The sequence below is a fragment of the Robertmurraya mesotrionivorans genome (assembly GCF_050971805.1).
GTDB lineage: Bacteria > Bacillota > Bacilli > Bacillales > Cytobacillaceae > Robertmurraya_A.
Window position 1 is genome coordinate 53,391 of sequence record NZ_JBPCCH010000009.1, and the last position, 19,201, is coordinate 72,591.

Annotated in this window: 22 protein-coding genes and 1 riboswitch; of the genes, 6 read left to right on the plus strand and 16 right to left on the minus strand. The window is 38.3% G+C overall.

Annotated features, from left to right (window positions below; genetic code table 11):
- Positions 1–297: 297 nt before the first annotated feature.
- The gene (locus tag ACRX5O_RS15140; protein ID WP_433906703.1) at positions 298–1,167 is read right to left on the minus strand and encodes an NAD(P)-dependent oxidoreductase; all 870 of its coding nucleotides are present in this window, start codon (positions 1,165–1,167) and stop codon (positions 298–300) included.
- 123 nt (positions 1,168–1,290) lie between these two features.
- A riboswitch (cyclic di-GMP riboswitch) is annotated at positions 1,291–1,378 on the minus strand.
- A gap of 200 nt (positions 1,379–1,578) precedes the next feature.
- On the opposite strand from ACRX5O_RS15140, the gene ACRX5O_RS15145 reads away from it, so the two are divergent.
- Positions 1,579–2,406, plus strand: coding sequence for an STAS domain-containing protein (locus tag ACRX5O_RS15145; RefSeq protein ID WP_433906704.1), 828 nt, complete (start codon positions 1,579–1,581; stop codon positions 2,404–2,406).
- 28 nt (positions 2,407–2,434) lie between these two features.
- On the opposite strand, the gene ACRX5O_RS15150 is transcribed toward ACRX5O_RS15145, so the two are convergent.
- The 3 genes from ACRX5O_RS15150 to ACRX5O_RS15160 all read right to left on the minus strand — a co-directional run bounded on the left by ACRX5O_RS15150 (position 2,435) and on the right by ACRX5O_RS15160 (position 5,083).
- The gene (locus ACRX5O_RS15150) at positions 2,435–3,013 is read right to left on the minus strand and encodes a cell wall hydrolase (protein ID WP_433906705.1); all 579 of its coding nucleotides are present in this window, start codon (positions 3,011–3,013) and stop codon (positions 2,435–2,437) included.
- A gap of 235 nt (positions 3,014–3,248) precedes the next feature.
- Positions 3,249–4,082, minus strand: a complete 834-nt coding sequence (locus tag ACRX5O_RS15155; protein ID WP_433906706.1) for a YitT family protein — start codon at positions 4,080–4,082, stop codon at positions 3,249–3,251.
- Complete coding sequence (locus ACRX5O_RS15160; RefSeq protein WP_433906707.1) at positions 4,079–5,083, minus strand: asparaginase; 1,005 nt, start codon at positions 5,081–5,083, stop codon at positions 4,079–4,081. The genes ACRX5O_RS15155 and ACRX5O_RS15160 overlap by 4 nt, the downstream gene beginning before the upstream one ends.
- Positions 5,084–5,259: 176 nt before the next feature.
- Here ACRX5O_RS15160 and ACRX5O_RS15165 point away from each other — a divergent pair, with 176 nt between their 5' ends.
- A complete protein-coding gene (locus ACRX5O_RS15165) occupies positions 5,260–5,610 on the plus strand; it encodes a helix-turn-helix domain-containing protein (protein WP_433906708.1) in 351 nt (116 codons plus the stop codon).
- Positions 5,611–5,643: 33 nt separating this feature from the next.
- Here the strand turns inward: ACRX5O_RS15165 and ACRX5O_RS15170 are convergent, their stop codons facing one another.
- Together ACRX5O_RS15170 and pruA are read right to left on the minus strand one after the other, a co-directional pair.
- Positions 5,644–6,558, minus strand: a complete 915-nt coding sequence (locus ACRX5O_RS15170; protein WP_433906709.1) for a proline dehydrogenase family protein — start codon at positions 6,556–6,558, stop codon at positions 5,644–5,646.
- A 65-nt stretch (positions 6,559–6,623) separates the two neighbouring features.
- On the minus strand, positions 6,624–8,168 hold the full coding sequence (gene pruA, locus ACRX5O_RS15175; protein ID WP_433906710.1) for an L-glutamate gamma-semialdehyde dehydrogenase: 1,545 nt from the start codon (positions 8,166–8,168) through the stop codon (positions 6,624–6,626).
- A 168-nt stretch (positions 8,169–8,336) separates the two neighbouring features.
- Between pruA and ACRX5O_RS15180 the strand changes: the two genes are divergently transcribed.
- Positions 8,337–9,884 (plus strand): sigma-54 interaction domain-containing protein, encoded by a 1,548-nt coding sequence (locus ACRX5O_RS15180; RefSeq protein ID WP_433906711.1) that lies wholly within the window; start codon positions 8,337–8,339, stop codon positions 9,882–9,884.
- 167 nt (positions 9,885–10,051) lie between these two features.
- Here ACRX5O_RS15180 and ACRX5O_RS15185 read toward each other — a convergent pair whose 3' ends face one another.
- Positions 10,052–10,453 carry a VOC family protein gene (locus ACRX5O_RS15185; protein WP_433906712.1) on the minus strand — a complete coding sequence of 134 codons (402 nt, stop codon included), beginning with the start codon at positions 10,451–10,453 and terminating at the stop codon, positions 10,052–10,054.
- Positions 10,446–11,444, minus strand: a complete 999-nt coding sequence (locus ACRX5O_RS15190) for a phosphotransferase enzyme family protein (RefSeq protein WP_433906713.1) — start codon at positions 11,442–11,444, stop codon at positions 10,446–10,448. Before ACRX5O_RS15190 ends, ACRX5O_RS15185 begins: the two co-directional genes overlap by 8 nt.
- Positions 11,445–12,089: 645 nt before the next feature.
- Here ACRX5O_RS15190 and ACRX5O_RS15195 point away from each other — a divergent pair.
- On the plus strand, positions 12,090–12,488 hold the full coding sequence (locus tag ACRX5O_RS15195) for a MarR family winged helix-turn-helix transcriptional regulator (protein ID WP_119707935.1): 399 nt from the start codon (positions 12,090–12,092) through the stop codon (positions 12,486–12,488).
- Between the two features lie 22 nt (positions 12,489–12,510).
- Here ACRX5O_RS15195 and ACRX5O_RS15200 read toward each other — a convergent pair whose 3' ends face one another.
- The 3 genes from ACRX5O_RS15200 to ACRX5O_RS15210 form a co-directional block, all read right to left on the minus strand.
- Positions 12,511–12,996, minus strand: coding sequence for a GNAT family N-acetyltransferase (locus ACRX5O_RS15200; RefSeq protein ID WP_433906811.1), 486 nt, complete (start codon positions 12,994–12,996; stop codon positions 12,511–12,513).
- Between the two features lie 234 nt (positions 12,997–13,230).
- Positions 13,231–14,112 (minus strand): aminoglycoside 6-adenylyltransferase, encoded by an 882-nt coding sequence (locus ACRX5O_RS15205; protein ID WP_433906714.1) that lies wholly within the window; start codon positions 14,110–14,112, stop codon positions 13,231–13,233.
- Positions 14,113–14,124: 12 nt separating this feature from the next.
- On the minus strand, positions 14,125–14,478 hold the full coding sequence (locus tag ACRX5O_RS15210) for a VOC family protein (RefSeq protein WP_433906715.1): 354 nt from the start codon (positions 14,476–14,478) through the stop codon (positions 14,125–14,127).
- 86 nt (positions 14,479–14,564) lie between these two features.
- Between ACRX5O_RS15210 and ACRX5O_RS15215 the strand changes: the two genes are divergently transcribed.
- Positions 14,565–14,720 (plus strand): hypothetical protein, encoded by a 156-nt coding sequence (locus tag ACRX5O_RS15215; RefSeq protein WP_433906716.1) that lies wholly within the window; start codon positions 14,565–14,567, stop codon positions 14,718–14,720.
- Positions 14,721–14,996: 276 nt separating this feature from the next.
- Positions 14,997–15,455 (plus strand): DinB family protein, encoded by a 459-nt coding sequence (locus ACRX5O_RS15220; RefSeq protein ID WP_433906717.1) that lies wholly within the window; start codon positions 14,997–14,999, stop codon positions 15,453–15,455.
- Positions 15,456–15,541: 86 nt separating this feature from the next.
- Here ACRX5O_RS15220 and ACRX5O_RS15225 read toward each other — a convergent pair whose 3' ends face one another.
- From ACRX5O_RS15225 to ACRX5O_RS15245, 5 genes are read right to left on the minus strand one after another with little or no spacing between them, the layout of a single operon-like run.
- The gene (locus ACRX5O_RS15225; protein WP_433906718.1) at positions 15,542–15,805 is read right to left on the minus strand and encodes a hypothetical protein; all 264 of its coding nucleotides are present in this window, start codon (positions 15,803–15,805) and stop codon (positions 15,542–15,544) included.
- Between the two features lie 56 nt (positions 15,806–15,861).
- Positions 15,862–16,464: an alpha/beta hydrolase gene (locus ACRX5O_RS15230; protein ID WP_433906719.1), complete on the minus strand. Its 603-nt coding sequence runs from the start codon at positions 16,462–16,464 to the stop codon at positions 15,862–15,864.
- Complete coding sequence (locus tag ACRX5O_RS15235) at positions 16,461–17,408, minus strand: ring-cleaving dioxygenase (protein WP_433906720.1); 948 nt, start codon at positions 17,406–17,408, stop codon at positions 16,461–16,463. The genes ACRX5O_RS15230 and ACRX5O_RS15235 overlap by 4 nt, the downstream gene beginning before the upstream one ends.
- 22 nt (positions 17,409–17,430) lie before the next feature.
- Complete coding sequence (locus ACRX5O_RS15240; protein WP_433906721.1) at positions 17,431–18,039, minus strand: flavin reductase family protein; 609 nt, start codon at positions 18,037–18,039, stop codon at positions 17,431–17,433.
- A gap of 18 nt (positions 18,040–18,057) precedes the next feature.
- Entirely contained in the window at positions 18,058–18,996 is a 939-nt protein-coding gene (locus ACRX5O_RS15245) for a ring-cleaving dioxygenase (protein WP_433906722.1), read from the minus strand.
- Positions 18,997–19,201 lie beyond the last annotated feature (205 nt).

Below are 19,201 nucleotides of genomic sequence, written 5' to 3' on the forward strand. Positions count from 1 at the left end.
CAATTGCTGTTTTCTCGAACAACTAGTAGATTACCAGATGTAACATACCGTTTCATGAACCAATTTTTCCCTACAACTAGTTAATTTTTCCAACAGTAATGGTATCAACGTTTCACAAGCTTTGAAAAGGGTCAAATTTCCAGCATATTTTATTCGTTTTTTTCTTGATTAGGGTGGTATTACAAACATATTACTGAATTATGACAAGCTTTTTTGTAAAAAAACCACCTGACCCACTCAATTTTGACCTCTAATTTACCTCCAAAAAATTAAAAAAGTAGAGCCGACTGACTCTACCTAATTAATATCCTTTAGTACCTTCATGATGGCTGCCCAATCTAAGTCTCCCCAGCCTTTTTCGATCGCATAACTGTAGTGAGATTGTGCGAGGGTTGCAATTGGCAACTCCGTTGATACCTCATTTGCTGCATCAATCATTAAATTCACATCCTTTAACCCTAGCTTCAGCTTAAAGCCAGCAGGATCAAACTGTTCATTTATAATCATTTTTCCATAAGTATTATAAACTGGAGATGCAAACAGGGAATTAATAATTTCTAAAAACTGCTTTGGTTCAACTCCGTGCTTCTCCACCATTACGAATATTTCTGATAAGGATTCTAACATGGATACAAGTAAGAAGTTATTTCCCAGCTTAGCCACATTCGATAAATACCCTTGATCACCAACAGTGAAAACATCTTGTCCTAACATTTTCAGGATAGGTATGACTTTCTTTCTTGCCTCTTCTGGACCTGCAACAATAAAGCGTAAAGCAGCGGCTGCAGCTGCCTCAGGGCGACCTAAAACGGTGGAAGAAACAAAATGTTGACGGGCATTTTCATGGTCAGCCGTTAGTGTCTTTGCCAAATGCACGCTGATGGTGCTGATAGACACATGAATGCCACCTGGCAGTAACCCAGCAAGTATTCCTTCATCTCCAAACACGACATTCTCTACAGCTGTATCGTCGGAAAGTATGGTAAAGACGATGTCCGTATGACCGGCTGCTTCAGCTGGAGTATTTGCTATAAAGGCTCCTTTTTTGGCTAATTCTTGGCATTTGCTTTTCGTCCGATTGTATACCACTAATTCATAGCCATTTTTCAAAAGATTTTCTGCCATCGGTAACCCCATACTGCCCAAGCCGATAAATCCAACCTTCAATGTCATCACTCCTTATTTTAAAAATTTATTTCTTTTTGTAATGTGAAAGGTGTATGGTCCAAACTTTTTTTGAAATACAGAAAAGACCTACACCCAAAGGGATATAGGTCTTCCGATTATTCCCTTGGCAACTCAGCCATCATAGTTCCTTTAGAACCTTAGATCTGTAGCTTTGCGTCCCCACCTTTCAATGAGTTTGCCTTTTTCAATTATATTTTTTATTTTAGCAAACCCATTATAGAAGATTTGTCGAAATCAGTCGACAACTATGATAAAAGTCACTGTTTTCTATCCCAAATCCTTCTTTTTCCCTATTAAATATCTCATTATTATTTTTATCTTAAAAACATGTTTATCAAATACATTTTATGGGTATTAGTTTTTGGGGAATTGTAAAAGGGGGAACATCTCATGGAATATACATATCAAGCTTCTTTTGACTTAAAACACTTTATTGAAGAAAATAAAGATAAATTTAAGAACTCACTTCTTCTAGAGGCTGTAAATGTAAAAGGTCGGATTGATGAAATACTAAGAATCGGTAATATCAACTTAGTTTCGAATGCTCAAAAGCTAGTTATCGACATTATCGATGGCAATGAGGATGAACTGAAAGCTTTTGCCAAGCAAGAGGGAATTGTATGGGCTACCCATTCAATTGAATTATCCTTCAAACTTGAATGGGTTCAAGCGACACGACGTACACTTTGGAAGTTTATTCAATCGTTTAACACTCTTTCCAACAAATATGCGTTAGATGACTTCTTTCAGCTCGAGCTACAAATCAATAATCGAGTTGACCAGTTTCTGAACACTTTCTTTATCAGTTATTCAAAATACAAAGATTCTCTTATTGTTGCACAAAGACAACTAGTTGAAAATCTATCAGTACCTATTATTCCAATCACTTCTTCTGTATGTATTTTACCTTTAATTGGGACGGTAGACTCCTTCCGAACTGCAATTCTAGAAGAAAAGGTTCTAACAGAGATTGGAAGACTTCGCATGCAAACGTTAATCATTGATTTATCAGGAATTGGCGATATGGAACCTGATGTTATCGACCATCTTATGAAAATTATCGACGGCACTTCCATGATGGGTTGCCACTCGATTATCACCGGTTTACGTGCCGAAGTTGTGAAAAAAATGATTCATTTAGATGTTTCAGCCTTCTATAAGAAGACAAAAACATTAGGAACATTGCAACAAGCATTAAAGCAATATTTTGTTCAGTAAAAAACCAGGGAAGTTTATTCCCTGGTTTCTAAATCGCAAATCGATGGTTACCAATCGTTTCTGTCACTTGTCTTGATAAAATCCATGTATCCGTTGCAATTTCCGGATTATAAAAATATATGGCCTCTGTATCATTCTCCTTGTCAACCAAAGCTTCTTCTACAGCTTCCATTGATTTCTCATCCGCCGGCTTGTTAATCTCACCATTTTGAACAGGGGAAAATGCATACGTACCAGATACCTGCTCGTATACAACTTCTTTGACAGTATCAGGGAATTCCTCATGCTCTACACGGTTAATAATAACCTCTGCAACTGCCACTTTCCCTTCGTACGGCTCACCTTTTGCCTCCGCGGATACAAGTCGAGCCATCAATTCCTTTTCCTGATCTGTAACATCAATTTCCTTTTCATATAATGTTGGAAATTTATCATGATTTTCTTTCATTAATTCAAGAGCAGAATTGTCAGTTTTACTTACTACTTTCCAAGATGTTTCTCCACTTTTCACTGAAAGAGTTTGTTCAGCTGCGCTCGAAGTAGTTTCGAACCCAACCAATGTGAACGATAGAGTAGAGAGAACAAGTAGTTTCTTTAGAATGTTCATAAAAAATACCTCCTTGCTTTCGATAACAAGAAGGTTACCAGATGTAATATACCCGTGCATGTTCCAATTATTGGACAAATAATTTTTGTTGACACAATATATTGATAGACCGGGCTTTAACCGCCCTTATGATGGGTGGAATTACCAGGTTTATTTAAGAAACAAATGATTGCTTTTTCCTTTATTACATATATTTCAGGAATGTAACATGGGATTTATTTACCTAAACAATACTCTAAAATCCATTTCCGACGACTTCGCTCATATTATGTACGCTAATAAAAGCTCGTTTGTCGATTTCATTAATATATTTTTTCAGTGAATGAAACTCGCTTCGTTTTAGCACGATCGTTATGACTTCCTTTTGCTCATTGCTAAAAACACCTTTTGCTTCATGCACGGTGGCGCTACGGCCTAGATTTTCAATAATAAAGTTCTTTATTAAATCACATTTATAGCTAATTATGACAACTTCCTTAGTTAAACTAAACTGTTGAATCAAATAATCGATAACGACGCCTCTTAACACAATTCCAAATAGTGCATATAACCCATTTTCCACACCAAAGGCAACAATCGACAGTAGCACGATGATCATATCGGAAAACAACACAGCTTTACCTATATCAATCGAAAAATATTTATTTAATATCATGCCGATAAGGTCCATTCCTCCGGTTGAAGCTCCCTCTTTCATCACGATGACCAATCCAAGTGCAGCAATTAATACGCCGACCATGAGTTGAATCAGCTTGTCTTCACTTAGGGGATTATCCATTGGAGCAACTTCCCCAAACAACCAAACCATAAACGATAACATAAAGCTGGAGTAAATGGTCTTTAAACCAAAGCTAAAACCGAGAAACATGAATCCTAATCCAAACAACACCACATTAAAACATAACATTAATAAACCAATCGAAACGTTTGGAAAAAAGTGATGCATCACAATGGTCAAACCACCTAAACCTCCGGCAGCAAATTGATTAGGTGCTAGAAAAAAGTGAATATTTATCGCTACTAAGGCAATCCCTACATGTAAAATAAATAAATGATAGGCTTGTCTCACTCTTCTTGACCCCATTCAACGGATAGATCATACGAAATCGGTGTTTCCATCATTTCTTTCACCTGAGACAGATCGTCCGTTTGACCTAAGGCCCACATTAGCTTCGGTACGATTGCTTCTTTATTCATATCTCCGGAGACGATCACATTGTACTGACTTACTTTCCGTCCGACTTCATATAAATACAGGTCTCCACCTTCTTCTAAACACTGCGTAGAGATGAGAACCGCAACACCTGCTTCCGTTAGTTCTTTTATCTTTGGCAACAAGCTTCGATCTTCGAAAGGAACCCCACCGTTTCCATAGCTTTCGATAATAATTCCCTTATACAACCCTTTTAAACAATCAAAAATTTCAGGCTTCGTACCAGGATGTAAGGTAAGAACGAACACATCTGGGCAAAGACTAACGTCTAGCTTTAATGACTGTATCGTTTGCTCTGGTCGCCAGTAATACGTTACCTTGTTCTCTCTTACCTGAGCTACGTAAGGATGATTAATACTTTCGAACGCATCAAAGCTTTTCGTTCTCATTTTCACCGCTCTTGTCCCAATGATCACTCGTCCATCAAACACGACATAAACTCCACCAACGTTTTCACAAGCAAAGCAGATGGCGTCGTTGAGATTTTTAATCGCATCTGTTCTTTTGAAACTAATCGGAACTTGAGACCCTGTTACTACAACAGGTTTATTTAAGCCCTGTAGCATATAGGATAAAGCAGAGGATGTATACCCGAGTGTATCAGTTCCATGCGTAATAACAAATCCATCATATTGATCGTAGTTATCTGCAATTTTAGACGCCATTTCAATCCAGTGCTCCGGCTGCATATTCGTGCTGTCTCTATTCATTAAAATCTCACAAGTCACATCAGCAGCTAAAGATACATCCGAAGAATAGCTTAAAAGGTCCACTGGGGCTAGTCCTGGAACCAAACCGTCCTTTCCCTCTAACGATGCAATGGTCCCACCAGTTGCGAGCAGTAATATTTTTTTCATGGTTTCTCTTCTCCTCTACGTATATGTACGCGATTTGCAATTTATTATAAGCTTATTATAATTAAATCATTAAATAAAGCAATATATGTTTTCAATTCGCGCACATTTTTGTATTCTTGTCATTACTAACATGCTATAATGAACAAAACAATCAGTCATTGGAGGAAGAATGAACCGTGTTATCTCGATTAGTAACTTTGAGGAAAAGTAGAAAGTGGTCGATGCAGGAAACGGCAGATCGTCTAGAAATCGCAAAAAGTACATACGCGGGATATGAGTATGGTTATAGAGAGCCATCTTTGCAGGCGTTGTCTGATATCGCCGATTTATTTGAAACAAGTGTGGACCATATTCTTGGACGAAGTGAGCAATCGTTAGAGTTAACCAAATTAATTGAAGAGGAATCAATCTCACTAACACTTGACGGAGTATCATTATCAAAGGAAGAACTTATTGATTTTATCGCTTTTACACGTATAAAAAGGGAGATTTCAACAAAGGAACCTTACATCAAAAAAGAAGCCTGAATCCAACATTCACGCTTCTCTTCTTATTACACTTTATTTAAAAAAGAATCCTTTAAAAGCAAAGGCAATGTTTTGCGGTCTTTCTGCCAAACGACGCATAAAGTAGCCGAACCAGTCATCCCCAAACGGAACATACACACGAACTTTGTAGCCTTCTTTTACGAGACTTTGCTGAAGTTCGTTACGAAAACCGTATAGAAATTGGAATTCAAATTGAGTGGTAGGAATGTTTTCTTGTTTGGTAAATTCCTTCACCTTCGAAATGATGTTGTGGTCATGGCTGGCAATTGCAGTGTAGCTTCCACTTTTCAAATGCTCTTTAATGATCGCTATATAGTTCTTGTCCACGTCAGTCTTGTCCTGATAAGCTACTTCTGCAGGCTCTTTGTATGCTCCTTTAACAAGGCGAAGAGGAACTCCCGCTAATTCTTTCACGTCTTGTTCAGATCGATACAAATACGCTTGAATAACCGTTCCCACATTGTCATACTCTTTGCGTAATTCCTTTAAAATATCTAATGTAATTTGAGTACGTGTTGAATCCTCCATGTCAATACGAACGAAGTTGTTGTATTGTTTTGCTGTGGAGACGATTTTTCTCATATTGTCTAAGCAAAATTGCTTATCGATGTCTAAGCCTAATTGTGTCATTTTTACTGAGAGATTGCCATCTACTTTCGCAGATGCCATTGCATGTAACGTACGAACACAATAATTAGTTGCTTCACTAGCTTCTGCTTTGTTCGATACAAACTCACCAAGATGATCCAGTGTGGCAACGATTCCATTTTTGTTTAACTTTTTTACCGCTGCAATCGCTGTTTCAATCGTTTCTCCAGCAACAACCTGACTAGCACCAAAGCGAAGGCCCCATTTCCGAGCAGCTTTGTTCATCGACTTGTTTTGCGACACTTTTAAAAAGAAATTTTTTGAAATCGCCTCTATCATTCTCTTTCTCCCCCATAAACCCTGAGGCTGCACATATGGTTCGTGCAGCCCAAGATAAAATTCAATTAGAACATTTCAGAAGTTGTTTTCGCTTGCATGTGTAATACCAGGTAGTCTGGTCCTCCTGCTTTTGAGTCAGTACCCGACATATTGAATCCACCAAATGGTTGGTAACCAACTATGGCTCCTGTACACGTACGGTTGAAGTAAAGATTTCCTACGTGGAACTCTTTTCTCGCTCTTTCGATATGGGCACGGTTATTAGAAATAAGAGCCCCTGTTAAACCGTAGTCTGTGTTATTTGCAATCTCCATCATATGGTCGAAGTCACGAGCTTTACAGAACGCCACTACAGGTCCAAAAATCTCTTCTTGCATCAGACGGTCCTTTTCCTTAACATCCGCTACAATGGTTGGCTCGATGAAGTATCCTTTCGAATCATCACCATTTCCACCAGCAACAATGCGACCTTCTTCTTTTCCTACTGCAATATAGCTCATAATTTTATCGTAAGCTGCTTTATCGATTACTGGTCCCATGTATGTGTTCACATCTTCAGGGTTTCCAAGTGATAAAGTCTTTGTTAAAGCAACTGCTTTCTCTAAAACCACGTCGTATACATCCTCATGGATAACTGAACGTGAACCTGCTGAACATTTTTGACCTGAGAAACCAAACGCAGAGTACACGATGGATGTTGCAGCTAAATCTAGATCAGCATCTTTATCTACCACAACAGTGTCTTTTCCACCCATCTCAGCAATCACACGCTTCAACCAAATTTGACCTGGTTGTACTTTAGCAGCACGCTCATAAATACGGCAACCTACTTCGCGTGAACCTGTGAAGGAAACGAAACGAGTTTTTGGATGGTCAACTAGGTAGTCACCAATTTCTGCTCCACTTCCGGGAACGAAGTTAAGAACCCCTTCAGGTAGTCCTGCTTCTTCCATTAATTCAACAAACTTAGCTGCTACTATAGGCGTGTTATTAGCTGGCTTTAATAAAACAGAATTTCCTGCAACAATTGCCGCTACGGTTGTGCCAGCCATGATTGCTAACGGGAAGTTAAATGGAGAAATAATGACACCTACACCAAGTGGAATATAATTGTATTGGTTAAATTCTCCGTCACGGCTTTGAACTGGTACACCAGCAGAAAGCTGATTCATTTGTCTTCCGTAAAACTCTAAGAAGTCGATTGCTTCAGCTGTATCAGCATCCGCTTCTTTCCACGGCTTTCCTGCTTCTTTTACTAGATATGCAGAAAATTCATGTTTACGTCGACGCATGATGTTAGCAGCACGGAATAAAACATTTGCACGAGTGGCTGGCTCTACATTTTTCCAAGATTCAAACGCTGTTAACGCAGCTTGCATTGCTTCTTCAGCGATTTCCTTGCTTGCTTTTGAAACAACCCCTACTACTTCTTCTTTGTTTGCTGGATTATACGAAGTGATTTTTGACTCTGTTGTAATTTTCTTTCCGCCGATTGTTAAGGGATATTCTTTTCCTAACTGTGAATTTACTAATTCTAAAGCTTTTTTAAAAGCTTGTTGATTGTCCTCAAGTGAAAAATTTGTAAATGGTTCATGTTTGTAACTATACATAAACATCCTCCTCTTTGTTTGTATATCATTCTATATGCAAGAAGCGTGCCAACTTAAAAATGTACGATTATCTGAAAATTTCGTGTACAGCCTGTTTACAATATTGTAAAATATGTGTAAAGTCTTTACATTTTTGTAAACCACATTAACAGTAGCAAAGGTGATTGTATGATAAATAAAAACATTATGCTCCAATCTCTTTCCCAACCGATAGACGGAGCTATTTATATAGAAGAAATGCAAACCTATCCCCTACATGCTCGCTTGTCAGATGTTTCAGTATTAGAAGATGTTCTTTTAGTAGATCATACTGGTGCTCCAGCCTTTGTTGTTCCGAAGTCAGCACTTTTCGAAGTCATTTTTCAAGAATGGAAAAACTTGTCCAATATGTACGAAACACTATTAAAGGCGGTCGATGATGCCATTACGATAGTCGATCAATCGGGTCAGGTTGTCGCCTGGAATCCAAAGGCAGAAGAACTTTACGAAACAGCTGCTGAAGCCATCATCGGATATCCCATTACGAACTTTTTCCAAAAAGAATCGGTCGTATTAATGAAGACATTAACTGATGGTTCTACGGTTACTCGACAATATAACCAGCCAAAACAAGATGTACACGTGCTTATTAACTCACTTCCTTTGATTAGTAACGGAGAGATTGTTGGTGGAATTTCGGTAGAACGTGATATTACCGACATCGTAAAACTGAATGATGAGTTAACAACCACTGCTGCGTATATTCAGGATTTGGAAAGTCAAATTGAGCCGAGTGAAATCGATGACCCTTTTTATAAAATTAAAGGTCGCAGTCAAGCCCTGAATACGTCTATTACCCTTGCGAAAAAAGTAGCACGTACAGACGCAACCGTCATGATTACAGGGGAAAGTGGTGTTGGGAAAGAGTTATTTGCACAAGCCATTCATAAAGCGAGTACACGTGCTGAGGGACCCTTTGTGGACTTGAACTGTGGAGCGATCCCTGCTGCCCTTTTTGAAAGTGAACTGTTTGGATATGAAAAAGGAGCATTTACGGGCGCTGTGAAGGAAGGGAAACTTGGAAAAATCGGAGCTGCGAAGAATGGAACTTTGTTTTTAGATGAAATTGGCGAGCTCCCACTTGAGTTGCAAGTGAAACTACTTCGCGTATTACAAGAAAAGCAATACTATCGAGTGGGTGGGAATGAACCAATCCCCATTGATGTAAGAATTATCGCTGCGACCAATCGAGATTTAGAGAAGATGGTTGAAGAAGGATTGTTCCGTGAAGATCTGTATTACCGATTAAATGTCGTTGTCGTGCCTCTCCCTCCTTTACGGGAGCGGATCGAGGATTTACCTGAGCTCGTACAATTATTTTTAAAAGAGTTCTCCGCTAAATACGACAAGCCTGTTCCCGTTGTTGCGCCAGAGGTAATGGTCACATTCATGCATTATCCATGGAACGGAAATATTCGTCAGCTCAAAAACACGGTGGAACGAATGATGATATTGGCTGATGACAATATCATCACCGTTGCCGAACTGCCAAACGCCCTTTTTAAAAGCAAGGCACAGCCTACCATCAATGTGTTGCGAGAGGAAACGTTAGAGGATGAACGGTCCAAAATTTCTCAAGTACTTCATCAAACATATGGAAATAAATCGGCTGCCGCCAAAATGCTCGGATGGTCTCGTGTGACTTTATATAATAAGATGAAGAAATATGGATTGTAAATTTAGTTTTTTAAGTTTATGACTTTTAGCACCCTATAATATCTATGCTCGGGTTATAAAAGATTTTTTATGACTCGAAAGATCTTTTTCCCTTTGTCTTCGCGTTATAAAACATGCTTTATGACCCGAAGGAGACACTTTTTCTATCTCCACGGGTCATAAGAAGATTATCTTTTAAATGTAGGACTCAATACGCTCCATACATCAAATCCATTTCCATCAAGATCATAAAAGACAAAGTTCATTCCTGCATGACCGCGGTTTTCGATATCTCCAACACGCACACCTTTTTCTACAAGGTCTTGATGTAATTTCTGTAAGGCATCCATTCCATCCACCTCGAATGTGACTGAGAACCACTTCTCCCCTTTATAATCTAAAAAATTAGAACTTTGATTTTCACTTGCCTTAACTAAGAAAAAACTCTGGTTTGCCAGATTAATAATCGCTTTGTCTACATCTTGATAGCTTAGTTCTGCAGCTAGATTAGTAACGTACCAGTCAGCAGAGTGCTCCACATTTGTTACTGGTATATACGTCGTTCCTACCCTGATTAATGTTTCACTCATTTTTGCTCTCCCTTTCGTTTATCCACAAGAGATATTCATTTACCATTGAGGACAATTTATGATGAAGCTGACGTAACCATGGAGAATCAGACTCAGTTGTTTTTATATCAATTGACCTTGTTAATCTTGCATACATGACTAAACGGTGAAGTCTTTCAAATAAAGAAGCTTCCTTAAGAATATTCGTATCTATACTTGTTTCGTTTTCGTAACCCTTAAGAAAACTTTGTACCTCTAGGGAGTCCAGCCGAAAATTTCCGGCATCTCGTAAAGCATATACAATATCTGCCACGTACCAGCTTGCTATACAGTCATCAAAGTCAATGATTCCAATCATATTTTCCGAAAATAATAGATTATCAAGCTCAAAGTCATAATGAATCAGCCCAAAGTTTTCTTTGGTAATCTGTAATTTATTGATGGAGTTTAGTAGTTCAGAAATTTCCTTTTGAAGAAGCACATTTGATTCAGGTAAAAATTGTTGAAGCTCGGCCACTTGATCTCTCCAACTCGGTCGTACGTTTACGTATTCTTGAGGCATTTCCTTACATACATGATGCAATTTACCAAGCCTATTTCCCCATCGATAAATATTCTCTTGAGTGATGTCACCCCATTCTTCATGTCTACCTGGAACTGCTTCGAAAACAACTGCAAGAAAAGTGCCTAATTCTGTCTTAACCACTTCAAGCAGTTGCCCGTTTTTTGATTGAACTGGCTGAGCTGTATGAATTCCTTTTGTATGGAGGTATTGAAGAATAGCAAGTTCAGAAGCAATGGCCTCAACTGTTCTCTCGGACGAATCGTTAAACCGAAGAAAAAAGTACTTCCCGTCTTTTTTTAAAATAAAAATAAAATTAGCGCTTGCCCGAATAAAGTAAACGGTACCTTTGTCATAATCCCATCTTTCTAAGATGCTTTCTGCCAATGTACTTTTCCAGTCCTGATCGATTGTGTCCATTATTAATTTCATTGTACTAAGCTTCATCATAGATCGTATCCCGCCTTTATTAGTAGTAAAAGGTCAATAAGCGGGGCAAAAAATAAAGCCAATGAGTATATCTCATCAGCTTCCCATACGTTGTTTATTTTTAGAAAGCCCCAGTGTCATCTATCGATCTAGTGGGGCACTAAAGATATTTTTTGATGCCGTTAGATGATGATAGAAAAAGACACAACCTATTGATTTGATTCCACATTCCACCATCACCCCTTTCATTCCTATAATTGTATTTTAATCTAAAATTTTCCAACAGACAAGAACTTTTTATATCCTTGCCTTTTCCTCTGAACAAGGAAAACATTCAATCTCGCCATTAGTATCCATTACCCCATTGAGAAAACCATCCAAACAGAAGATCGTCTTACCGCATTTCCTACATCTTCCCACTTCTTCATGCATCTCCATCACCTCAAGTTAGCTTAACTTGCACTTAAGATACTTCACATTGGCATAAATCGTGAATGCTGAACCTAATAAAAACAAAACAATCCCGGTTACACTTGTTGGATATAATAAGCTCCACATAATTGAACCGCCCCTTTGCTATTTATATCGTATTGAGATATTATTTTGTATTTTGATTATATCATGTTAAGATATAAATATCAATCAGATGAGAAAGGTTGAAAATAGTTGAGTTCTCTTTTATCGAAAGAAGTATATGAATATTTAGGTGAATTTCGTTACCAGCTCCGTAAATTTCTTAAATTTAGTGAGTCGGCAGCCAAAGAACAAGGGATTACCCCTCAACAGCATCAATTAATATTAGCCATTCAAGGGTTCCCTGGAAAAAGTATTGTTACGACAGGCGAGCTTGCAGAAAGACTTCAAATTACTCATCATGCATGTGTTGGACTGATTGACCGGTGTGAGGAAGCTGGTCTTGTTGAAAGAGCGAGTAATCCAGAGGATGGCCGTAGCGTGCTTATTCGTGTGACCACTAAAGGACTAGAGATACTGGAAAAATTATCAGAAATTCATTTAGAGGAAATCAAAAACATACAGCTATTTAAACAATTCACAAAAATGTAATTAGTGGACACCCGTTTTCCCACTATTTATTTTGGTGAAATTCTCGTTTCAGGATAGACATAATATGAAGCGACTCGAACGTTCCATTCGTTAGTAAACACTCCCTTAGTGTTCCTTCCTTAGTAAATCCTTGTCTTTCATATAATTTGATGGCCCGATCGTTCGTCGTTTTCACGTCTAACCAAAGGCGGTTTGCATTTGTTTTTGTAAACACCCAATCTTTTACTAATCGAAACGCTTCCTTTGCGTAGCCTTTTCCTTTTTCGCGAATAGTAATTCTTACTAGTTCAATGCTTTGGTTCGGATTTGTTAGACCAGCCAAAATCAAGTAACCAACAGGAGTATGGTCAGCTTTTTCTTCTATAATGATATGTAAAATATCGTTAGTAATTAATGACGAAATGTGTTTTTCAGCTGACCACGGAATAATAAACCTTGAATTTTGTGGGTCTGATTCTAATTCGCCTATAAAATCAATATCATCTATAGTTGTTTTTCGTAAATGTATAAGAGTGGATGGTTGGAAAAGAGATCGGTCCCCCTTTGTTGGTGATTTGGATTAGAATCGCTAATAATTATTAGGAATCGCAAGTAAATTTCTAGAATCGCATATATTTTTCCAGGATCGCAAATAAAACCTAATAATCGCAAGTAATTTCAAGAACCAATTATAAAATCTACTGACTTACAGTAACACCCTCATTAAAATATCAAAAAATCGGGTAAAAACGGTTCAAAATCGTTAATAAATCTCCCTTGCATCCTTAGGTAAGTTCCGAACCCGCTCTAAATACATCATCATGTTCTTATCCTCTATGTGCGTGTACTCCACACTCAATTCCTCCCCCACATCAGCTGCCAAAATCCGAAATAATTCACATGCTGTAAAAAGTGATTCCCACATATGTTCATACTCACTATCGCAATATGTTTTTCTATACATCTCCCAATACCTCGTAGGCAAATGTTTTTTATAATACTTCCCAAATTTCCCAGGTGATATCTTAAAGTTGTGCTGACTTCCAATCCACCAGTCAACCATTTGATGTAAGTCAGACCGAATAACCAATTCAAACATTTGCTTACTATAAGGCAATTCGTCACGCCAAATCCCCTTTGCTACATTTTGAAGACACCACCAAAAATTATTACAACAAGCCAAATATTGCGTTATACTTGGGCGTCTTACATGGTAGTCTTCATCAGATGCTTGTGGAATGATTGGTAAAACCCCATCTTTATCCAACAAAGGAACAGTTAGTGAGTCACTCCCGTAATCATTAATCATTTCTCTTTGTGTTTGAATACGAAGATCGATTCGGTTACCATCTTTAAACAGCATTAAGTAACCGTATGACTGATTCAAATTCACCTCCCTACCAATAAGTTGGTCATTTCTGTCAGGCTCCTGAATCATAAGCAATTCTCCGAACACATTAATCCATGTATTTTCTTTAATAAATGATGCCGTTTCCTCTACAACATAAACGACATCGTAATCTTGAAAAATGTCCTTTGGAACGTGAGGGTTTGTTCTTGATCCGTTCATATAAACTGCACGAATTCGGTTATCCTCTGTTGCCACTCGTAGAATAAGGTCAAGCATTTCTTTTTCGCTTCGCATGTTTCACCTCCGTTAACACTTACAAATCATAAGTGTATTTCCGTCTGGATCTTTGATATTAAAATAATGCCCGTGTTGAATGTCGGAAACGATTTCGACCTGCTTTTCCTGCAAAAATTGAAAGGCTTCCTCAATGTTATCCGTGTTAAAATGGAACATTGGCGCGGAGAAGACGCGTTCCTCTGAGTAGATTTTGCTATCAAGTACAATTCCTGTTCCCTTCGTTGGCAGTACATAGATATGACCATGAAATATTTCCCCATCCGATGGTAAACCTAATACATCACAATACCAATCTCTTGCTTTTTCAATGTCTCTAACAGGGATAAATACTGCACCAATCTTATTTTTTATTGGATTATTCATGGCGTTACCTCCGTTATTTTTATTTAATAATTCTTCCAACCGTGCACATACTACTACCGATACTACATGAAAGTGAGTTGAGTGAAATGTCTCATCAAGGAATGCAAAAGAAAGATCAAACTAGAGAACAAATTGAAAAGCAGGATAAGCGTAATGATGTAGAGCTAGGCGATGATTTTCAAATCGGAAACACAAAATCACAAAGTCAGAAAAAAAGCGGACGTCAAGCGAACAGAAAATAACCTCATCATTGAGGTTATTTTTCATTTCAAGACTTGATCAAGAACCCAATTGCCCTTTTCTTTGCGTCTTCTATCATCTCTATTCACTCCCTAATCAAATTGTACGCGCATACATTCTATTCCTTCAAAGTGTTTCTATGTTTATTATGTTACTAATCTACTAATATGAAATATATTACAATTATAGCATATCCCTACCATTAATTTTCTTCTGTTGGCAGGATAATTGCCCATTTTATCGAATAATTACCTATTCAAAATAAAGGGGTGTGTATAATGAATCCACGTCATGAGGTTTTGTTTACTCAATTGGAAAGCTATCGAAGTGAGGTTTTGGGAGTTTTAAAGGATGTTTCGGAAGAACAAGCGGAAGTCATACCTGCAGGATTTAAGAATAATATTCGTTGGAATCTTGGACATCTCTATCTAGACCAGTACCTATGGATCCAAGCGGTTACGAAAGAAAAAGCAGGCGTGCCGGAGCAATTTCAATCATGGTTTGGATATGGATCAAGTCCAGCCAGTTTTGAAAAGGACACTCCTTCTTTCCAAGAGTTAATGGAATTACTAAGAGAACAACCTGTAAAGATCAAAGAAATGTACGGAGAAAGATTAGAAGAAGAATTTCCACCAACAGAGATGGGAATGCATACGATTGAACAAGTACTCATTCGTACGATCTTTCATGAAGGCTTACATATGCAAACGATTTTAGATATAAAGAAGTTTCTATAAAACATGTAAAGACCGCGACTTTTCCGAAGAAATGTATGCGGTCTTTGTTTAAGGTTTTTCATAGCTTACCTACTTTAGGGTATCCATTAGTGATACATAGACATCACTTTCTCTATATCACCAATCAATTGGCTACTTTCCTCTTTTGAAAGACGTAGGGGCATTTGATCATAAAGGGTAATGATTTGTCCGTCCTCATTATCCCGATGCAATCGTAGGTATTGATAAATATTATTTATTTGCGTTTCATTAAGAACCGATTGTGTATCAAAGTTTTTCACTCTCTGTAAAGTAAATTCATTTACAGAGGAATCAAAGATACCTTCGATAATGACGCCATTCAAAAACATATCTTCACTCCTCAAAGTTAGATACGTTAGTTTACCCTGAGAATAACACTTGTATTTTATAATTTTCGATACCATTCAGCTGCTGCTTCTACTTCATCTGCGGTAAGTTGGTGCCCTCGGTTCTCCCAATGAAGCTCGACTTTTGCATTCGCACCTTCTAATAGCTTTTGAAGCTCTGTTGATTCTTCAGGAGAGCAAATAGGATCATTGGTCCCTGCACCGATAAACACCGATGTACCTTCCAAGTTAGGAAGCTCAATTCCTCTCAAAGGGACCATTGGATGGTGTAACACGGCAGCCTTCAAGGCATTTTCATAGTGGAATAACAGACTGGCCGCAATGTTCGCACCATTTGAATATCCAATTGCTACGATGTTGTTACGGTCAAAGTCGTATTTTTCAGCCGCTTCATCTAGGAAATCATTTAACTCTTTTGTGCGAAAAATTAAATCTTCAATATCAAAAACCCCTTCAGCTAAACGTTTAAAGAATCGGGGCATGCCGTTCTCTAGAATATTTCCTCTCACACTTAACACACCCGCAGAATCATCAATCATGCCTGCTATAGGCAGTAAATCTAATTCATTTCCCCCTGTACCGTGAAGCAATAACAAAGTTGGTTTTTGTGGGTCTTTCCCCTTTTGATAAATATGTTTCATCGTTTTTCTCCTTTCAACCCTCGAACCTCAACTGGCGGCAACGTATTTTCTAATTCTTCTCTTTTTGACTCTAACCAAGATGGTAACATTAATTTCTTACCAAGTTCTATTTGGGGTTCATCAACAGTAAAGCCTGGTGGGTCAGTGGCTATTTCAAAAAGAATCCCACCTTCTTCATGAAAGTATAGCGCTTGAAAGTAATTTCTATCAAGAATGTCAGTTGGATAATAATCCTTTTCCACTAATAGTTCTCGCCATTTCTGATGTTCCTTTTCATCTCTAGCTCTCCAAGCAAGATGGTGAACGGTTCCAGCACCCATTAAACCTCGAACGGACGGAGATAATTTAATATCGATTGTATTTCCTAGCTCTCCTTCTGACTGAAACCGTAAATAGTTTTCTTCCTGTCCAATGCATGTAAGTCCGAGAACATTTTCTAATACATCCGCCGTTTTATGAGGTTTTGCAGACAAAAGAGTCGCGCCTCCAAATCCTTTTATCGCCACCTCTGGACCAATACCGTCCACATTCCACTCATTTCGGGGACCGTTTGGTCGCTGTACCAATTCAATCTCCAATCCATCGGGATCATGAAAGCTCAAATATGTTTCTTTAAATCGTTTCGTTTTTACAAAACGAACTCCATACGATTGTAAACGATCCTCCCAAAAGGAGAAGGAGTTCTCTGGAACAATATAACTTGTGACACCAACCTGTCCGGTTCCAATTCTCCCTTTTAGCTGATGGGCCCAAGGAAAAAAAGTAATCACCGTTCCAGGTTGTCCAGAGTCATTTCCAAAATAGAGATGATACACTTCAGGACGATCAAAATTAATCGTTTTTTTCACAAGCCTTAAACCTAGAACTCCTGCGTAGAAGTCTATATTACGCTGAACGTCATTTACCATGGCTGTTATGTGATGGATGCCTACTGTTTTTAACATGTTTTCCCCACCCAGTACTTTGTTATTTTGGTCTTTCAATCGAAAAGATGTCACCTATTTTGGCATAATTGATTCCGGCTAGCCGACTTACCGCTCCCAGGGCTCGTGGATCAATCTTCCCCTCGTGATAAATGGCTGGGTCGATGTGAAAGTGAACGATTTTTCCAATGATTAAATCACACCCAGGTGTATCTCCTCCACCTAACTCAAGTGACTGCTCTAACGTACACTCGAAGCGGATTTTCGCCTCATTTATTCCTGGTACAGCAACTTTCACACTGTTCACTGGAGTTAATTGAGCTAGTTCAACTTCACTTTCATCCGGTGGAAGAGTTGCTGCGGTTTCGTTTATTTTCTGTACATTTTCTTCATCAACCACATGAATAACAAATTCCTTAGAATGAAGAATGTTTCTTGCTGTGTCCTTTTGTTTCCCACCTGATCTCTGTATGGCTAAGGAAATCAAAGGAGGATTGGAGGATACAATGTTAAAGTAGCTGAAAGGAGCACCGTTTAGTACTCCCTCTTCGGATAATGAGGTAACAAATGCAATCGGTCTTGGGATAATACTACCAATTAACAGCTTGTAATTTTCTCTTTCGGACAATGCTGACGGATCAATGGAAAGCATGTAATCAATCCCCTCGTCTTAATCTAGCTCTCTTACTTCAAACGGAAGCAGAACTTGTTCTATTTGATGACGATGAGTCTCATATTGGCTTGGCAACATTAGCTTTTCACCCATCGTTTCTACAGACTCATCGTGAGCAAATCCTGGAGGATCTGTTGCAATTTCAAATAAGATTTCTCCATGCTCTCTAAAGTAGATTGCATTAAAGTAATTTCGATCCTGAACAGGAGTTACGCCATACCCATTTGCTTCCACGTGCTTTTTCCAGTCCAACTGATCGGCATCATCTACTGCTCTCCACGCGATATGATGAACCGTACCGACACCCATTTGTCCTCGTCCGATTGGTGTTCGTTTTAAATCAATAATGTTTCCGATGTCTGCTGTAGACAGGAAACGAACAATATCTCCTTCCTCACCTACTTTTTCAAGCCCCATTACTTTTTCTAACAGGTCTGATGTTTTGTTCGGTTGAGTCGATAATAGAGTTGCTCCCCCAAATCCCTTAATCGCATACTCTGATGTAATTCCTCCAAATTCCCATCTATTCGGTTCTCCTTCTTCTCTTTCAACTATCTCAAGATGTAACCCATGAGGATCATCAAACTCAAGATAATTTTCCCCAAAGCGCTCGAGCTTTGTAAACGGGATGTTAAACTTCTCTAATCTTGCTTCCCAAAAGCAAAAAGCTCCTTTAGGTACTACATAGGAAGTAACCCCCACTTGACCGTCACCAATTACCCCCCGACGAGCACCTGCCCACGGAAAAAAGGTAATAATGGTTCCTGGTTTTCCACCTTCATTTCCAAAATAGAGGTGATATGTTCCCGGGTCGTCAAAGTTCACCGTTTGTTTGACTAATCGAAGACCTAAAACACCTGCGTAAAAATCCACATTTTCTTGAGGATGTCCGACTATCGCTGTAATATGATGTATTCCCATACTTTTTTTGACCATCATTAACCACTCCTATTTGATAGATTGTTACTAATATTTGTTACCTAAATAAGGATCTTCTATTTTATGCATTATATCTCGAAACTGAGATATAACTACTTGAAAATACTTCGAAACTAAGTATCTTGATTTAAAGATATTATAAAATAGATGATTTTAAAAGTCAAGAACTTGAAATAATATAAAAGCCAAAGATGTATCGAAC